This is a genomic window from Roseibium suaedae (genome assembly GCF_900142725.1).
GTDB lineage: Bacteria > Pseudomonadota > Alphaproteobacteria > Rhizobiales > Stappiaceae > Roseibium > Roseibium suaedae.
Map to the genome: position 1 here is coordinate 67,899 of NZ_FRBW01000008.1, position 16,520 is coordinate 84,418.

13 protein-coding genes and 1 pseudogene are annotated in these 16,520 nt (G+C 55.6%); all 14 read left to right on the forward strand.

Features of this window, described 5'->3' with window-relative positions:
* Window positions 1-112: 112 nt before the first annotated feature.
* The 14 genes and pseudogenes from BUA94_RS22235 to virB11 all read left to right on the forward strand — a co-directional run bounded on the left by BUA94_RS22235 (window position 113) and on the right by virB11 (window position 16,444).
* The gene (locus BUA94_RS22235) at window positions 113-3,142 is read left to right on the forward strand and encodes a TrlF family AAA-like ATPase (RefSeq protein WP_073015572.1); all 3,030 of its coding nucleotides are present in this window, start codon (window positions 113-115) and stop codon (window positions 3,140-3,142) included.
* A 10-nt stretch (window positions 3,143-3,152) separates the two neighbouring features.
* Window positions 3,153-4,085: a DUF2971 domain-containing protein gene (locus BUA94_RS22240; RefSeq protein ID WP_073015573.1), complete on the forward strand. Its 933-nt coding sequence runs from the start codon at window positions 3,153-3,155 to the stop codon at window positions 4,083-4,085.
* Between the two features lie 1,514 nt (window positions 4,086-5,599).
* Window positions 5,600-5,955, forward strand: a pseudogene (locus BUA94_RS23995) (DDE-type integrase/transposase/recombinase); the annotation flags it as partial.
* 633 nt (window positions 5,956-6,588) lie between these two features.
* Window positions 6,589-7,311 carry a lytic transglycosylase domain-containing protein gene (locus BUA94_RS22255; protein ID WP_175558109.1) on the forward strand — a complete coding sequence of 241 codons (723 nt, stop codon included), beginning with the start codon at window positions 6,589-6,591 and terminating at the stop codon, window positions 7,309-7,311.
* Window positions 7,299-7,583: a TrbC/VirB2 family protein gene (locus BUA94_RS22260; protein WP_073015576.1), complete on the forward strand. Its 285-nt coding sequence runs from the start codon at window positions 7,299-7,301 to the stop codon at window positions 7,581-7,583. The genes BUA94_RS22255 and BUA94_RS22260 overlap by 13 nt, the downstream gene beginning before the upstream one ends.
* Before the next feature lie 16 nt (window positions 7,584-7,599).
* The gene (locus BUA94_RS22265; RefSeq protein WP_073015577.1) at window positions 7,600-7,875 is read left to right on the forward strand and encodes a VirB3 family type IV secretion system protein; all 276 of its coding nucleotides are present in this window, start codon (window positions 7,600-7,602) and stop codon (window positions 7,873-7,875) included.
* On the forward strand, window positions 7,865-10,225 hold the full coding sequence (locus BUA94_RS22270) for a VirB4 family type IV secretion/conjugal transfer ATPase (protein WP_073015578.1): 2,361 nt from the start codon (window positions 7,865-7,867) through the stop codon (window positions 10,223-10,225). Before BUA94_RS22265 ends, BUA94_RS22270 begins: the two co-directional genes overlap by 11 nt.
* Before the next feature lie 169 nt (window positions 10,226-10,394).
* On the forward strand, window positions 10,395-11,102 hold the full coding sequence (locus tag BUA94_RS22275) for a type IV secretion system protein (protein WP_073015579.1): 708 nt from the start codon (window positions 10,395-10,397) through the stop codon (window positions 11,100-11,102).
* A gap of 5 nt (window positions 11,103-11,107) precedes the next feature.
* Window positions 11,108-11,563, forward strand: coding sequence for a hypothetical protein (locus BUA94_RS22280; protein ID WP_073015580.1), 456 nt, complete (start codon window positions 11,108-11,110; stop codon window positions 11,561-11,563).
* Complete coding sequence (locus BUA94_RS22285) at window positions 11,563-12,651, forward strand: TrbL/VirB6 family protein (protein WP_073015581.1); 1,089 nt, start codon at window positions 11,563-11,565, stop codon at window positions 12,649-12,651. The genes BUA94_RS22280 and BUA94_RS22285 overlap by 1 nt, the downstream gene beginning before the upstream one ends.
* A 15-nt stretch (window positions 12,652-12,666) precedes the next feature.
* Window positions 12,667-13,347, forward strand: coding sequence for a VirB8 family type IV secretion system protein (locus BUA94_RS22290; protein ID WP_073015582.1), 681 nt, complete (start codon window positions 12,667-12,669; stop codon window positions 13,345-13,347).
* Window positions 13,344-14,072, forward strand: a complete 729-nt coding sequence (locus BUA94_RS22295; protein ID WP_073015583.1) for a TrbG/VirB9 family P-type conjugative transfer protein — start codon at window positions 13,344-13,346, stop codon at window positions 14,070-14,072. The genes BUA94_RS22290 and BUA94_RS22295 overlap by 4 nt, the downstream gene beginning before the upstream one ends.
* Window positions 14,073-14,075: 3 nt before the next feature.
* Entirely contained in the window at window positions 14,076-15,455 is a 1,380-nt protein-coding gene (locus BUA94_RS22300) for a TraB/TrbI/VirB10 family type IV secretion system protein (protein WP_073015584.1), read from the forward strand.
* A complete protein-coding gene (gene virB11 / locus BUA94_RS22305; protein WP_073015585.1) occupies window positions 15,455-16,444 on the forward strand; it encodes a P-type DNA transfer ATPase VirB11 in 990 nt (329 codons plus the stop codon). Before BUA94_RS22300 ends, virB11 begins: the two co-directional genes overlap by 1 nt.
* The last annotated feature ends 76 nt before the right edge of the window (window positions 16,445-16,520 follow it).

Here is a 16,520-nt window from a genome sequence, read left to right on the forward strand (position 1 = left end):
CCCGCACATTATTTTTTGGGTTGAGTACAAGAGGCGACACGAACGCCGCACAGAACCATGCGTACCTTTTGAGGGCCTTGAGGGCCTCGAAAACAACAGTCGGGGGAACGGCGTGACCGGAAGCAAATGGCCGCGGGGCGCAGAGTGGCGGAAGTGGGACCTGCATGTCCACAGCCCGGCATCGCACGGATTCACTGGCGGCTATAATCAGTTCATCATCCAGCTGGGCAATGCCGATTGCGACGTGATCGGCATAAACGACTATTTCTCTGTCGCGGGGTATCGTGAAGTGCTCCGGCGACTGGCCGATTCTGCCGGCGACACGGAAGGCAACGCGGCCTACCGCGACGCTCTCGAAAAGTTGCGCAGCAAGAGCCTGCTGCCGGTCGTCGAGTGCCGCATGACCAATGTGCTGATGAACAAGCAGGGTAAGGGTGGCCAGCGTCTCAACTTCCACTTGATATTCGACCCGGCACTCGATCCAAACGATATTGAGACGTTTTTGAAGAATCAGCAGGCCGGCGGCAGCTCGATCGGCGGGCGGTACGCCAGCAGCGAGTTTCTACTGGGCGTGCAGGTCGATTTCAACGAAACCCTGAAGAAACTGAGCACGGATGGCAGCTTCCGAGGGCGGTATCTCGTTTGGCTACCCTACGACGAGTATGGTGGCATCGACAACATTGATCCGCAATCCGATGGAATGCTCAAGCAGCACCTAATCCGCGACGCCGATATCTTGGGATCGGCCAACAAGGCGCAAGCCGACTTTTTTCTATGGAAGAATAACAGATTCAGCGAGGCCACCTACCGCGAGTGGTTCGGGAACCGGAAGCCTTGCGTCAAAGGAAGCGACTCGCACAACGTGAACGATGAGCTTGGCAAGCTCAAGGATCAAGATTCTCGGCCAACCGACAAATACTGCTGGATCAAGGCCGACCCGACCTTTTCCGGACTGCGCCAGATCATTAACGAGCCCGAGGACCGTGTCTATATCGGCCGCATACCGCCTAAGCTCGAAGAGGTGCGCGGCAACGCCACGCGATTTATCGACCGGCTTCACATTCGAAAGAACGCCGACGCCGACACACCTGATACTTGGTTTGACAGCGAACTACCGCTCAATGCTGACATGGTGGCCATCATCGGCAACAAGGGAAGTGGAAAGAGCGCACTTGCCGATATCCTCGCACTGGCCGGCAACGCGCACTGCGACCCACTGCATTTCTCGTTTCTTGTAAAAGACCGCTTCTGCGAGCGTAGCGGTAGGCTCGCAAAGCAGTTTTCGGTCCGCCCTGTCTGGGCCGACGGCACCGAAACGGCGCTGCTGCTGAACGCGAAGCCCGACACCACCGGCGTCGAGCGTGTGCGCTACATTCCGCAGACCTATCTGGAGAAGGTCTGCACCGAAACGGAGCCCGGCCAGCAGAGCGAATTCCAGGCCGAGCTGCGCAAGGTCATCTTCTCCCATGTCAGCGAAGCTGACCGGCTCGGCCAGCAATCGCTCGACGAGCTGATCGAATACAAGACTGAGGAACTGAAGGGGCAGATCGACAACGCGCGGCGCGAGATCGAGCGGGTGAACGGCGAGCTGGTGCGCCTCGAAGAAAAGGCGGCGCCCGCCTACGCCGCTCGGATCGAGGCGCAGCTGCGCCAGAAACAGCAGGAACTGAAGGCGCACAAGGAGATCGAGCCGGCGAAGGTCGAGCAACCGGGCGAAGTCAGCCCCGAACAAAAGGCCACCTACGAATCCATCGCGGAGAAGCTGGCCGACGAGCGGACCACGCTCAACCGGATCGACGCGGAGACAGCGGAGAAGACGCAGCAGCTGAAGACGCTGACGGAAAAGATTGCGCTCGCCCGGAAGGTAGAAGGCAAGATCGACAATTTTGAAAGCGAGTATGCCCGTCTCAACCGCGAGACCGCCCCCGACCTCGAAAAGCTCGGATTGTCGTTTTCCGCCCTGGTCTCCCTTGCCGTCGATAAGACGGACCTTACGACCGCGCGTGACAAGCTCAATGCCGAAAAGACGCTCGTCGATACCGCGCTGGATGATGCAAGCGCCAGCAGCCTTCCCGCGCAGAAATCCGCGTGCCTGCAACGCATAGCCGGTCTTCAGGGGCAACTCGATGCGCCAAACAAGCGCTTTCAAGAGTATAACGAGGCGCTCCGGGCCTGGCAGGAGAAAGGCCTTCTGATCGAGGGCGCCGCAGACAAGCCCGACACGCTGAAGGGCTTTGAAGCGCAGCTATCCTACCTGAAGACCGGTCTTCCCGGCGATATAGAGAAGCTACGCACGCAGCGCCGAGAGATCGCCCGCAGCATCCACAAATGTGTCGCCGCGATCCGCGACGCGTACAAGGAGCTGTTCTCCGCGGTACAGGAACTGATCGGCACCAGCGTCATAATCAAGGAAGGATTCAAGCTCACCTTCGAGAGCAGCATCATCGAGCGCAACCTCGAAGGCGACCTGTTCGACAAATTCGTTTCAACGGGCGTCGCCGGCTCGTTCTACCGCAAGGAAAAGGGTGCGGCGCTCGAAGAAATCCGAGCGGATTTTGACGTGAACGACGAAGACGAGGCGCTCGCCTATGTCGAGAAGATCATCGCCCATCTCGAACGCGACATGCGTACGGCGCAGCAGACGCCCACAGGCATCGCCACCCAGCTGCGCAAGAATGTCGAAGTGAAGGCGCTCTACGATTTCCTATGGGGGCTCGGCTACCTTGAGCCGGAGTATTCACTGAAGCTGGACGACAAAGACCTCAGCCACCTCTCGCCCGGCGAACGCGGTACGCTCCTGCTGGTCTTCTACCTGCTGGTCGATAAGAGCAACAAGCCGATCATCGTCGATCAACCGGAAGAGAATCTCGACAGTCAAACAGTGTATCGATTGCTGATTCCGGTCATCAAGGATGTGAAAAAGCGCCGCCAGATCATCATGGTAACGCACAGCCCTAATATCGCTGTGGTCTGTGACGCGGAACAGATTATTCACGCCCATATCGACCGCGCGGCCGGCAATGCTGTCATCTACACGATGGGCGCCATCGAGTCGCCCGCTATCAACCGTTTCCTCGTCGATGTCCTGGAAGGCACACGGCCCGCTTTCGACAATCGCGACGCCAAGTATCTCGATTCATAGGGCGACCGTAATGGCAAAGCGGAAAATTCCGGAGAGGCTTTACAAATACCGCGCGTTCAGCAACCGCACACTCGATGCACTGATCGCGGATCAGATGTTCTTTGCCGACCCGAGCACATTCAACGACCCGCTCGACACGAGGCCCACTCTCGACACGGATGTTGACGCCGACGCGCTGGCAGCAATCCTCACCCGCCTTGTTGAGCAGCGCGTCAGTGCCGAAATGAACGCGGCCGCAACGACGATCCGGTACAGCGGGCCGAAGACGATCAGCCACATAGCAGCCCACAGCCGTCTGCGCGCAGAACAGGTAGTCGCCGAAATCCGCTACAATGCGACGAACCCGGAGTACGATATAGAGGACCCGGCCCGCTTCCTCTTCGGGCAATATGTCGAAGACGAACTTCTAAGGCGCTACGGCAAGGGTATCGTTTCCCTGGCCGAACGGGCTAACTGCCCGTTGATGTGGAGCCATTATGGCGACCAGCACAAGGGCGTGTGCATTGGTTATTCCGTACCCGCGCGGGCGGCAGGCGACCTGCACAAAATAAGCTACGGCGGCAGCCGGCTAATCGCGGCGAGCGCTGTCGCCGCCATGCTTAACGGCGACGAGGACGCCCAACGGAAGGTGGATGACGCCGTCCTCACGAAGAAGGCCATCGACTGGCGTTACGAGCGCGAATGGCGGCTTATCGGCCCGCGCGGCCCGCAAGAATCCCCGCTAGAGATGGAAGAAGTCATGTTCGGGATGCGGTGCTCGCACACGGTCAAATTCGCCATAGTCAAAGCCTTCGCGGGCCGCAGCCGCCCCGTCCGGTTCTATGAGATACGCGAGCACCACGGAAGGTTCCTGCTGGGCCGCTACGCACTCGATATCGACGAGCTCTCCGTCTCGCGGCCGCAGCGCTCCCTCGATCTGTATGACCATTTCGAAGACCTATGAGTATAGGGAAATTCGCGATAGAATTACTTCGAAATTCGCCGTGTCTTTCGACTAGGTCCTAAGAGGCCTCTAACACTTGCGCTGCATGTATGTCTCGAAGAATATTCCAGAGGTCCTCGGGTATCGAATTCGCTCTCAAAGCGGCCTTGGTGATAATCCAACCTTCCGCGCATCCAACTGCGAGATCAGCAAGGATTCCGTCTAGAAAAGCAGGCTCAGCCTGATAAGCTATTATCTTAGCCGCGCGCACATTTCGTGACTTCAGCCAATATTCCAATATTGCCTTGGCATCAAATAACGCCTCATCGGAAGCCATGGCTTTGAGCCATCGACCCGCTGAGCCAGTTTCTCGCGATCAATCCAGCTTTCGAGCACTGCGTGTCGAGTTGGAAGTGGCAGCCACGAATAGACAGCGGAGAGAAGCGCATCCACGCGTGTCCGCAAGACGAAATTCCCGTCATGGAGCAATTGCGCTTTCTCAACTAGTAGCGAAAGCCGCTCCGCATGTTCACCATCAGACAGGCGCAACAGACGTAACAGCCTTCCGCGAAGGGCCATTCGCAAGGGAGCTTTAGCTTGTAAAGTGATACAAATCGCCTCGCAGAGTTCGTCGAGAGTTAGGCAAGCTACGTAGGCATGCAGTAAGCTACGTTCTATTCCGTACGGTGCCGGATTCTGCGCACATTCATAAATGCGTTCCAATTTCTCGCTTGACGAATACTCCATGACGATCAGCTTACCGGATTCTGACGGGAAAATGCTAGCAGGAATGGCCGATCACAATCGAAAATGCCGACGCATCGAATGACTACATTTGGGACACATAGCGGCAGCTCATCTAGGGATCGCCATACGGCAGCTTCGGGCCGGAAGCCACCACAGATATAGATCAAGCAAATGTCGGCTTGGCTGCTCTCTGGCCTGCCCCTAACCTCTTCCCGATTCTTCTCCTTGCGCGCCCCAAAAGCCGGCCACTGTCTTTTCTCTGGCAACAGCTCTCGTTTTGCTCCGGAACTCGCACTAGATCGCATTTCGATCCACATCACTCTTCAATATAGCAATTGCTATATTGCCCGTTTCGCGCCGTGGTTGCCTGAACGTGTGAGCGCTCAATAAAATATCGCAGTTGCTATATTCGCGTCGGAAAAGTTGGAACCACTCAATCTTGATCTCCTGATGCAGGCACTTCGAAGAAACGAGCACAGCGACAATACCTGCTCATGGTATCGGCGACGTCCCACCTAACGATGCGCCGAATGCGCAAACCAAGCTGCACCGCTGCCACCTATAACGTAAAACGGTCGCAAACGAGCCATAGCAAGTTTACGTTTGAAAATGACCCATTGATGCGACTGACAGTACCGTTCCGGTATTGCATCCAACAAAACCAGAGAGGGGAGGGGCATTCAACTGGAGCAGCCAGTGCAGAATTCCTTTCCCCTAAACCGCGCCGTAAGAGCCCAATGTCCCACACCGGTATTGCCAACTGTTGCTCACGTCCAGGCTTGGTAGCTGTTGAAGATCTCCCGACGGAGCGGTGGATTTGTACCAGCCGGGAACCGATCCGCAAATGGATTAACCGGTTTTCCCGACACCTTGCGCCTGCATTCGCCGGGACCTGCCAAAGCCAAACGCCAAGTAGCCACTGAATAAGACGGTGAACCGTCATTGGCGGGGCAAAATACGGGCTCTGGCGGGCAATTGACGGTGATGAAGACGTGCTCGATATCCAGGTTTAATCTCGCCGGAATGCAAAAGCGACCAGACGTCTCTCTGGCACGCTGGTCACGCAATTCGGCGAGCCCAGGATCGTGGTGACCGACAAATTGGCAGCGCCGCCAAGCCCGTTCAGGCTCTTGCCCCAGATGCCTAGCATCGCGTTCACAAAGGGCTGAACAACAGAATTGAGAACTCCCTTCGTCACATTCATGCACTCCGGCTTCATTTGAAACACCCAAATTCGGTGTCGACGAAATCAGCAGCAGGCCGGGCCGCTCCCTTGATCGTTGATGTGTCAACCCCGGAATAGACAGCAACACCGCTGCGCTCAAGCGTGGCCAGCAAACTCGGGCCTTAGGCAAAATCCCACCAGCCTACATGCGCGGTAGCACCCGACTTGAGTGTCTAATGCCGTTTGTAAGCTTGGTGGATCCATATGTGAAAGCGAGTTGTTGACACCCAAACACTGATAATGCGTGGCAAAAAATACACACCTAATACGATTGGCAAAATACATCCTATACGGGCATTGACACGTGGAGTCTCGTGATGGATTAGTGCGGGCACTTTCCAGACGGGAATAAGTGGCCTTTCGTTTAGGCAAGACTCAAAACAGGGACATATGATCTCACGAGTTCAATAAAGTCATTATTTACAGATACTTAGTCCATATCATGAAGTTCCCAATCTCGCCGTCATAGTCACGCAACGAATTCCCAAGACCGGAAACGATACAAGCAAAATGTTATATCATTATGCAATTATTGCGGGAGTCTGCTGCATCGTGGCGCTGCCTACTACAACTCGAGTTTCTGCAACTGTTATTGAGTGGGATTCCAACGGCGAAGCGATCATCCAGGAAGGCTCTTCTGACAAACGCAGCAACAGCCCAGCTGGCATTTCGACCAAAGCGTTTCCGCAAGTTCGTGCGCCCAATAGCCCAGCAGATCTTGAGCGCGCCCTGAACCAGAAGGTGACACGGGAAGTCGCGTTGAAGTTTTCCGGCGACGATGGGGTTGTTGCAGCCGGACTGACGGCATTGGAGTTCGTCGATCTGTTCGAGGCTCTTATACGAAGAGAGTCCGCGTTCGATCACAAAGCAGTCTCTGAAAAGGGCGCTCAGGGTCTGGGCCAGCTCATGCCGGAAACGGCAAAAGACCTTCACGTGAAGGAACCGTTTGATGCCTACGAAAACCTGACTGCGTCCGCGCGCTATTTCACGGCGCTGCTGAAAGAATTCGGACAGGCTGATCTTGCCCTTGCAGCCTACAACGCCGGACCTAGCCGAGTGAAAGAACGTGGCCGCGTTCCTCGAATTGAGGAGACGCAAAATTATGTCCGCACTGTCCTGACGAACGCCGGACAACCTGTCCCAGAAATGGTGGCCGCAGGAAAGTCGGCCAGCAAAGAGGCGGAACCGCCAAAGGGTTCGGAACCGCCCGAAACCCCGGTGAAGGCAACTGCTGGGGAACCACTCACAGGAGAATTATCAGTATGGGAATTTTGAACAATTTTGGCCGCTTGGCAGTTCTGTCTGCGTCTGCCGCTCTCGTTTTGGCAGGCCCGGCGATGGCGCAGGATCTCTCGCCGGTGACCACCTTCTTCACCACCATCGGCACGGCATTAACCGGCACTCTCGGCCGGGCCATCGGCCTGGTCGCAATGTGCGCGATCGGCTTCCTGTTTATGACCGGCCGCATGAACTGGATGTTCGCAGGTTCAGTGGTCCTCGGCCTCGTTATTTTGTTTGGGTCCGCCACCATTCTCGCTGGTTTCTAAGGACTTAGCCTAAAATATGCGAGCGCCATTGTTCAAAGGGCTGACGCGGCCAGTAAGTTTCATGGGGTTACCGATGGCTTATGTCGCGACACTCCTGATCGTCGTTGTGGGTGGCTTCATTGCCACCCTTTCAATTCTCTACCTCATGATCAGTTTCATCCTGGGGTATGTCACGCTGAGACTACTGGCGGCCTACGACGCTCGCATTTTCGATGTGCTGATCGTGACCATTCGCGCAACGCCAATCAAAAAAAGTCAGCTGCAGGGGAGGGGGGTTACATATGGTCCGTGACCAATCCCTCGCAGTCGGAAGCCTTTTGGATCCGTCGATAACAAAGCCGGAATCCCTCGCTGCACATCTGCCCTTCGTATCGCTTATAAACGACGAAACCATGATGTTGCGGGACGGCGACCTCATGGCATCGTTTGCGGTTGACGGCTTGGCTGCGCAAACGATGAACGAAACCGACATCGACACGCTGGCACAGTCCATTTCGAACCTGATTGCCCAGCAATATGGCGACGTTGGCTTTTACGTTCACCGCATCTCTTCAAAAGTGAAGCCGGAAATCAGTCCGATTGCGGATACTGAGACCTTTGCTGGCGCGATCGATGCCCGGTGGCAAAAGCATCTTCGCTCGGCCGAGCTTCGTCATCGCACGACTGTCTTTACGCTCACGCTCAGACCATCCAAGATCACAGGCCTCTTCGACAGGCTGCGCGGCGCTGGTAAAAAAGGGAATGCGGAGCGGATCGCCAGACGCACGCAGCGTCTAAACGACATCGCTTCCAGCTTCATAGAAATCGCACGGCCCGCCCGCCCAAGGCGCTTGACTGTTTCAAGTGGGGAATGGCTGGGGTTGTTCCGTGCCGTTCTGACGGGAGATTTCGCGCCCTTAAAGCCAAGCCGTGGCTATGTGCCGTTGAACGACCTGGTCGCGACAACGCCGATCCATTTTCATAACGATGCTTTCACGTTGTTCGGAACCCATTCGCAGACGACAAAAACCGGGACGATCCTAACGTTGAAGGATTATCCGGCAGAAACATATGCCGGCATCCTGGATCTGCTGGATTTAGGCATCGACATGTGTGTGACCAACTCGTTCACATCTCAAGATCCGGTCTCCGCTCAGGAAGACATAAGGCGCGTTATCCGGCAGATGAGCGTCGCCGACGACGCGGCAGTCTCATTGCAGTTGCAACTGAACAGGGCTCTTGACGACGTGGCATCTGGGCGCGTTGCCTTCGGTAAGCACCATTGCACAGTTGCGCTATACGCGGAAAACGACCGGCAACTCAATGAAAACATCTCCGCGGTAGACCGGATATTGACCGGCACCGGGGCCTCCGTCCTGCGTGAGAACTTCAGCGCCCGTCCGGCCTATTTTGCGCAGGTCCCAGGCAATTACAGCTATCGGACAAGAGCGTCCTCTATCAGTTCGTTGAACTTTGCCCACTTGTCGGCCTTGCACGGGTCCGCAAGGGGCTTGCCGAAAGACAAGTCCTATTGGGGAGAGGCGATTACCGTTCTTCCGACGGGGAACGGTGAGCCCTATAGGTTCAATTTCCACTTGGCTGGTTCGCCCGACAGTGAACCCGTTGTTGGTCATTCTCTCGTCCTCGGTCGTACCGGATCCGGAAAGACTCTAGGGACAGCATTTCTACTTGCCCAAGCCCTTCGCCTTTCCGCACGCCTGATCGTTTTCGATAAGGATCACGGCTTTGAAATGGCGATCCGCGCCTTGGGCGGCAGTTACAACACTGTCCAGATCGGCACGAACACGGGCTTCAATCCATTTTCGTCAGAGGCAGATGAGCGCGGTAGCGCTTGGCTCGCAGACTGGTTGGAAAGCCTGCTCAAGCCCAAAGATGGCGAACTGACCCCGGTTCAGATCGAGGCGCTAGGCCGTGCTTGCGCAGCCAACCGCAACGCGGAACAAAACCTTCAAACCTTGAGCCATTTCAGATCGCAGTTCCGTTCAACGAACGACGGCGGGGACCTTCATCAACGCTTAGGCCGTTGGGACAAGACAGGGCAATTCGGATGGTTGTTCAATGGTGAAGGCAAGGACAGTCTCACCTTCGAAAATGATATCACTGCTTTTGATGTTTCGGAGATTTTCGACAGCCCGCAAACAAGAACTGCCTGGCTCTCATACGTTTTCCGGCGCATCGAGCGAACAGTGGAAGACAAACGGCCGACGCTTATCGTCCTGGACGAGGCCTGGAAGCTCCTGGACGATGACTATTTCCGCACCCGTCTTAAAGACTGGATGCTGACAATGCGGAAGAAGAACGTCGCAGTCGTCCTGTTGACCCAACAAGCGTCTCACATCACGGAAAGCGCAGCCGGAAGCGCCATTTTGTCCGGCATTGCAACCTTGTTGATTTACCCATCGAACAAAAGCACTCGCGAAGAGTTTGAACCGCTTCATCTCACCGGCAATGAGCTTGATTTTGCTGTCAGCTCGAACGTCGGCCATCGCCTCGCGCTCGTGCGATCCGGCGATACCAGTTCCATCGTCGATATGAACCTTGCCCCCCTTGGACCTTTGATGAGTGTCCTGGGCGGAGGCAATGGCGAAGAAGCTCCTGCAGGGTGGCGTAACGATCCCGATTTTTGGAAGGGCTACGAATGACAAAGACAATATTGCTGCTCGCTGCGATTGCTCTGGGCTTATCGGGATGTGCGGGCATCCCCACGGAATACAAATCTCCCTGCGCCTGCGACTTCAGGCCTCTCAACACCGAAAGCGAAGGAATAGCTTGATGATGAGAACCGTCAGAACAGTGTTGTTGGCAGGTGCAATGTCCGCAGTCATTAGCGGAAGTGCGTCCGCCAGCGGCATCCCCGTTATCGATGCTGCCAGCATCGCCCAGGCCATCACCCAGGTTGAGAACCAGGTCAAGGACTATGCAGAGCAGCTGAAGCAGCTCGCGACCATGAAAGAGCAATTGACGACACAGCTTTCGCAGCTCACGGCGATGACCGGTACCAAGAACATTGCAGGCCTTCTAAATTCGCAGGACCTCAAGGATTTGAGACAGTCTGCGGAGTCGCTGAACGGCATCATGTCTTCTGTCATGAGTGGCGGCGGCATTGCGGGCCAATCCACCGCGATTAAAGCCAAGGTCGATGAGCTGAAAACCAATTTCGGGTTCACCAACCTGAATGCTCTCATGTCGTCGGAACACACCATTGATAGGGCAGCGGCACAACTGGCCGGGGCAGGGGTCACCGCCGTAGCTACTTCGGAAGACGGCTTTACCAAAGCCGATGCTGCCGCAAAGCGGGTCACGGATCTCATCGACGGCATCGACAGCAGAACCCCGGACCTGAAGGCCTCGATTGACTACAACACCCGTGTCCAGGCCGAGGTGGCAGTCCTTCTTGTCGAACTTCTGCGTGTTCAGTCTGCCAATGCCAATGCCGTTGGCATGTCCCAAGCTGCGACCGCCCGCGATGTCATCTCTGGCCGGAAGTTCATCCTCGTTGGCGATAAAGAAGAGGAGTAACCCGCATGATGAAGTCGCTATTGATCGCGGTAGCTTTGATAGTCGTTTCCGGCTCGGCCCAGGCTGGCCCACAAAAGTCGTTCGGATGCGGGTATGCGTCTCAATTCGGAGGAGGGGAATATAAGCAATTCCTCAAAAAGAACGCGCATAACCCGATGGCGGCGAATTTGCTGCGCCACTACACCGGCATTTGGCAATTCCAGGAAGAGAAGCGCATCTGTGATTCATATGGCCGCGGCGAACCTGCCGAATTTGGGTGCCTTATTGATCGCAGGGATTACGACGCCATCCTTGCTTTGATGCCCAAGAACTATCAATCCCGCAGCGCCGCAGAACTAAATAAGTGGGCAGCAGAGCGCGATGTCAGCCTTGCACAAGAGGGAACGCGATACAGAAACATCGCCTTTAATGCGTGTGTAAAGGCCGGCGCGTACAAGGGCAAACTAAGAGAGGTCAATTGATGGCCTCCTTTATTACCGAGACGCTTCAATTGATAGACGATGCCGTGTCGAGTTATGCGACAACTGTCTTTCAGGGCGTTTCATCAGAAATAAACACTGTCCTCGTCGCTGCTGGATTGGTTGGCCTCGCACTTATCGCAGTCAACTCGATCTTGGCATTTTCGACAGTCAGCATGCGCAGCTATATCACCTGGTCGGTGCGCTACATCATAGTGTTAGCGATCGCGACCACTTGGTCACAATTCGAACCAATCTACAAAATCGTTACAGATGTACCTCAAAATTACGGCGGTGCACTTCTGTCCGCCGCGGGTGCCGGCATCAGTGACGATGCTGGTCTGAATGCCGCGATGGACGAAATGGTCACATCCATTTTCGACTACTCCGACCAAATGAACGAGGAATCTGGGTGGCTCGGAATTAGCATTTCGGCGGTGCTATTAATGGTTTTAGGAGCGATCATGGCTTGTGTCGCGATCGTGATTTCTACAATCGGAAAAGTCGGATTGGGGCTGGCAATATCAATCGCGCCACTTGCCATCGCAGCTCTCGCCTTCAATGGTACCCGGCAATTATTTGAATCCTGGTCTCGCATGACCATAGGTATTGCCCTGATCCCGCTAGTGCTGGCGGGAATAATGGGTGCCGTAATCGGCGTCGCAACTCAAATTTTGAACAGTACTCCTGCGGCAACTGACCTTTCGGACATTGCTGGATTCGTGATCGTAGCACTTGCAGCCATTTTCATGATGAAAAACGTTCCTTCTTACGCAACCGGCCTAGCCGGAAGCGTCGTTGCTGTTGGAACCGGTGTAGCTGATGCAATTAGAATGACAAAGACGGTAGCCAGCGTTGCAGCATCGCCCGTCACAGCCGCCTATAGCGCAGCCGCCCGCATGGATGCCGGCAGGCAAGCTGCTGCAGGCGTTCAGGAACGAGGCGGCGGCCGGTCTGCTCAGATGGCGGCATTCATCACGCAAGCCTCACGCATGAGCCGAGACCGGCAACGTTACTCCGACCTGTCTTACATGCGCGGCCCCTCCGGCAGTCCCTCGGTCAAACACCCGAAAAGCCCTTCAGAAAAATAATAGGTCGCACGGACAATGCTTCAAAAAACGCCCTCTGAAGTCGCTCTCTCCTTCGAGGAAGAAGTCTTCTTTTCGCTTCGCCGGCAGAGAAATATCTGGGCGATTGTCGCCATTCTGTGCCTGATTTTGGCGATCTCCTGCATCGGCTTTGTCGCGATGCTTCTGCCCCTGAAGGAAGTACAGCCCTATCTCGTAATGGTCGACAGGACGACTGGCGAAGCGGAGCGCCTGGCCAGGGTCGAACCGCTGTCGCTGTCGGAGCAAGAAGCCGTGATCCAGGCAGAGCTTGTCCGCTATGTCACGGACCGGGAAACCTACGATGTTGCGGACAACGCAACCCGAATTCCGGATGTCTTGACGAGATCGAAAGACCAGGCTGCCGAAAGCCTCAGAGCGCTTTGGAATTCCGGGAACAAAGACTACCCGCCCAGCATCTATGAGGATCGAAACCGCCTGAAGGTAACCATCGTCTCTATGTCACTTCTTCAATCCAACCAGGCCCAGGTACGCTTCCGGAAATCTCTTGAGGAAAGCGGAATGCCGGACGTGGAGCGGGACTTCGTAGCGACGGTTCGCTTCGTGTTCGAACCAAAGGTTGAGCGCAACCTGCAGGCCGTCTGGGCAAACCCTCTCGGGTTCAAGGTTTCCAATTACCGCGTTGATGCGGAAACACTCACCAATAGGGGCACAAAATGACATTTCTAAAAATGTTGGGCGTTGCTTTGTGCACTGTGGCCCTTGCAACCTCGGCTATGGCCGAGTCCATGCCTCAGTCCCTACCAGCTGCGTCGCAGATCAAGCAATTTGTCTATAACGAATATACTGTTTACCGCTTGGACCTGCACACCAATTTCATCTCCACGGTCCAGTTTGGCCGTGGCGAGAACGTTCAGTCCATTCAGGTGGGCGATAGTGCGTCTTGGCAGATCATCCGCCTCAAGCGCGGCGACGTGATTTCCATCAAGCCGTTCAACTCGGATGCCATCACGAACATGACAATCTACACAGATCGTCGTGTCTATACCTTCGAGCTTCATTCGCACGCTGGAAGCGGCAGACGAACAGGCGGTTATAACTACCGCACCACATTCCAATATCCGACTCCGGTGGTTGCACAGTTCTCGGATGCCAGTTCGCTGAGCAGCCGCAACTACGATTATAACGTAGCCGGAAGTGCCGACTTTGCCCCCACGTCTGTATATGACGATGGCAAGCAAACCTACTTCGTCTTTGACAGCACCCGGCGCCAGCCCGGCGTATTTAAAGTGGGGCAGGGTGGTCAGGAGTACACAGTCAACTCCAGGACCACCGGCAGCACTCTCATTGTCGATGGTGTGAGCGACCGGTGGACCGTCCGGATCGGCGGCGAAGCCATCTGTGTCGCTTCAACCGCCGCTGTGGCGCGGCATGCAGGGTTCTAATCCATGAGCGATGAATCCGAAGACAAGCTCGCCGCACGGCGGCAACGCATGGAAGGGGGCAGCTCCTCACGCAGCCCCTTCCTCATGGTCCTCTTTTTCATTGTCATTGCGCTTGGAGCAGTGATCCTGCTTTTCCCGCAACAGCTAGGAAAAATCCTAGGTTTTTCGACCTCTGAAAGCGAGACAATTCAAAAGACATCCCAGACCGACAATAGCGGCCTGAACACGAACCTGCGACCGCGCCAAGGTCTGGACACCAATCAGCGCAAAGAACCGGAAATCATCATTCGACCGGTGGAGCGAAGTGCCCCGGAGATCCCACTAGCTCCGGACAGGTCTGCTGAGCTGGAAAAACAGATCGAAGCCGTGCAAGCGCAGATCGAGGCGCTTTTGCAAAAGCCTGCTCCAACCGTCAACTCGAACGCCGGCATCTCTCCCGAAGATTTGCAGGCGGCCCTGCGAGAACAGTCACAGCGTGATCGCGAAGCCGCTGAAAGCCGCGAGGCCCTGTTGCGCGCGGAAATGGAGGCAAAACTGGCTGGCTTGAGAGTCCCGGTGCCTGCTACTCCCACAGGTCCGGATCTTGATGAAGAGGAACGTCTCCGGCGGCTCAAAGAACTGGAAGAGCGCAGGGCAGCCCGTGAGGCTGAACTGCAAGAACGCCGTTTGAGCGATGGCAACATTTATGACGAGTCTGAAGAAGGATCCACATCTGGAACCAGCGAGAGTGGCGCTGGGGTACAGGACATGTCATCAAACGAACGGTTTCTCAGTCAGAATGCAAATGCCGAGGTAAAAACCGCCAAGGCACGCGACCTTGGCGACTTGTCGCGAATGATCGTCCAGGGAACGATCATCACCGCCGTTCTGGAGACCGCTGTAAACACCGAGTTGCCCGGGTCCATGCGGGCGGTGGTGTCGTCGCCGGTTTATTCATATGACGGCATGGAAATCCTCATGCCGGCCGGCACCCGGTTGATTGGCACTTACAACAGCGACGTTTCGATTGCCCAAAAGCGCGTCTTGATCGCTTGGAACCGTGCCGTCACACCTGAAGGAAAATCGATCTCTTTGGCTGCAACGGGTGTTGACCGGCTTGGGCGCGGGGGTGTTGAGGGCAATGTCGATACACGCTTTGCACAACGCTTTGGAACTGCGGCTCTCATCACCACCATCGCCGCGATCCCAACCTTCATTGCCGCCGTTGCCACAGACGGAAATGAATCGAGCGACGCAGCTACAACACTCGCATCTGATGTCAGCAAGGACTTCAAGGATCAGACAGAAAGTGTGCTCGAAGAATATCTCAAACTGCCTCCGATCATTCGGCTGCCCCAGGGCTATGAGGTCAAGGTGTTCGTCAATCAGGATCTCGTGTTCTGATGGAACCCGTCGCCTCGTATGTTGAAAGCAATCTGAAGACGTTGAAGGGGCTGCTCACGGCGGAGGATGTCAACGAGATTGTCATCAATCCGGACGGGGCAATATTCGTGGAATATTCCGGTTCAGCCTATATGGAAGCCACCACGGATTTCGCTCTGAGTGACGAGGATATCCATGCCATAGGCTATAACCTCGCTGGAGAGACCAAGAACACGCTCGGCGAGCAACAGCCAATCGTATCAGGCCGTGTCCACTTATTCGGGCATGACGTGCGCGTACAGGTGGTCATCCCTCCAGCCATCGAAGCCGGTGTGAGCATTTCGATCCGGAAGTTCGTGAACCGCACGCTCAGCGTTGACGAGATCAGTTTTGTGGCTGGCAAACCTATCGACGTGAACAAGCAGCGTCACGATGAACAGGAGCATCTTCTTGAACTGGCCGCTGAGGGAAGATTGGCGGAACTGCTGACAGACGCGATTGAAAAGAAACTCAACATCCTGATCTCAGGCGGCACGTCATCCGGAAAAACGACGGTCGCGCGAGCCTTGCTCTCTCTGACACATCCGGACGAACGCATCATAACCATCGAGGACGCTGTTGAGCTGCGGCCGGAGAACACAAACAAAGTCTCGCTGGTCGCGGAAAGGGTTGCCGGAAGCAACCGGACTGCCGCAAGACTGCTCGAATCCTCCTTACGCATGCGTCCGGATCGCCTGATCCTAGGTGAGATTCGTGGCGCTGAAGCCTATAATTTCCTCGAGGCAATCAACACCGGTCATCCAGGTTCAATATCGACCATCCATGCGGATAGCCCGGCTCTGGCGCTAGAACGCATGGCATTGATGGTGATGCAGACCGGTGTGCCTCTCTCCCGGCACGATGTCATCGAATACGCCAGCGCCACGATTGACATGATTATCCAGGTCGGCCGCCGAGATGGAAAACGGGGCGTGCTCGAAATTCTTATGCCTCAACTCTCGAAACAATAGGTCGTGGCCAACTATAGTAATTACCAGGCAATCGTTCTTTTAGCTGACCACGACCCAATGTTCTGGTTTCGCACTC

What these genes read in the sequence shown, in the direction of transcription:
- BUA94_RS22240 (WP_073015573.1), top strand. Translation starts at nt 3,153, where the DNA reads ATGGCAAAGCGGAAAATTCCGGAGAGGCTTTACAAATACCGCGCGTTC.
- BUA94_RS22260 (WP_073015576.1), top strand. Translation starts at nt 7,299, where the DNA reads ATGGGAATTTTGAACAATTTTGGCCGCTTGGCAGTTCTGTCTGCGTCT.
- BUA94_RS22265 (WP_073015577.1), top strand. Translation starts at nt 7,600, where the DNA reads ATGCGAGCGCCATTGTTCAAAGGGCTGACGCGGCCAGTAAGTTTCATG.
- BUA94_RS22270 (WP_073015578.1), top strand. Translation starts at nt 7,865, where the DNA reads ATGGTCCGTGACCAATCCCTCGCAGTCGGAAGCCTTTTGGATCCGTCG.
- BUA94_RS22275 (WP_073015579.1), top strand. Translation starts at nt 10,395, where the DNA reads ATGTCCGCAGTCATTAGCGGAAGTGCGTCCGCCAGCGGCATCCCCGTT.
- BUA94_RS22280 (WP_073015580.1), top strand. Translation starts at nt 11,108, where the DNA reads ATGATGAAGTCGCTATTGATCGCGGTAGCTTTGATAGTCGTTTCCGGC.
- BUA94_RS22285 (WP_073015581.1), top strand. Translation starts at nt 11,563, where the DNA reads ATGGCCTCCTTTATTACCGAGACGCTTCAATTGATAGACGATGCCGTG.
- BUA94_RS22290 (WP_073015582.1), top strand. Translation starts at nt 12,667, where the DNA reads ATGCTTCAAAAAACGCCCTCTGAAGTCGCTCTCTCCTTCGAGGAAGAA.
- BUA94_RS22295 (WP_073015583.1), top strand. Translation starts at nt 13,344, where the DNA reads ATGACATTTCTAAAAATGTTGGGCGTTGCTTTGTGCACTGTGGCCCTT.
- BUA94_RS22300 (WP_073015584.1), top strand. Translation starts at nt 14,076, where the DNA reads ATGAGCGATGAATCCGAAGACAAGCTCGCCGCACGGCGGCAACGCATG.
- virB11 (WP_073015585.1), top strand. Translation starts at nt 15,455, where the DNA reads ATGGAACCCGTCGCCTCGTATGTTGAAAGCAATCTGAAGACGTTGAAG.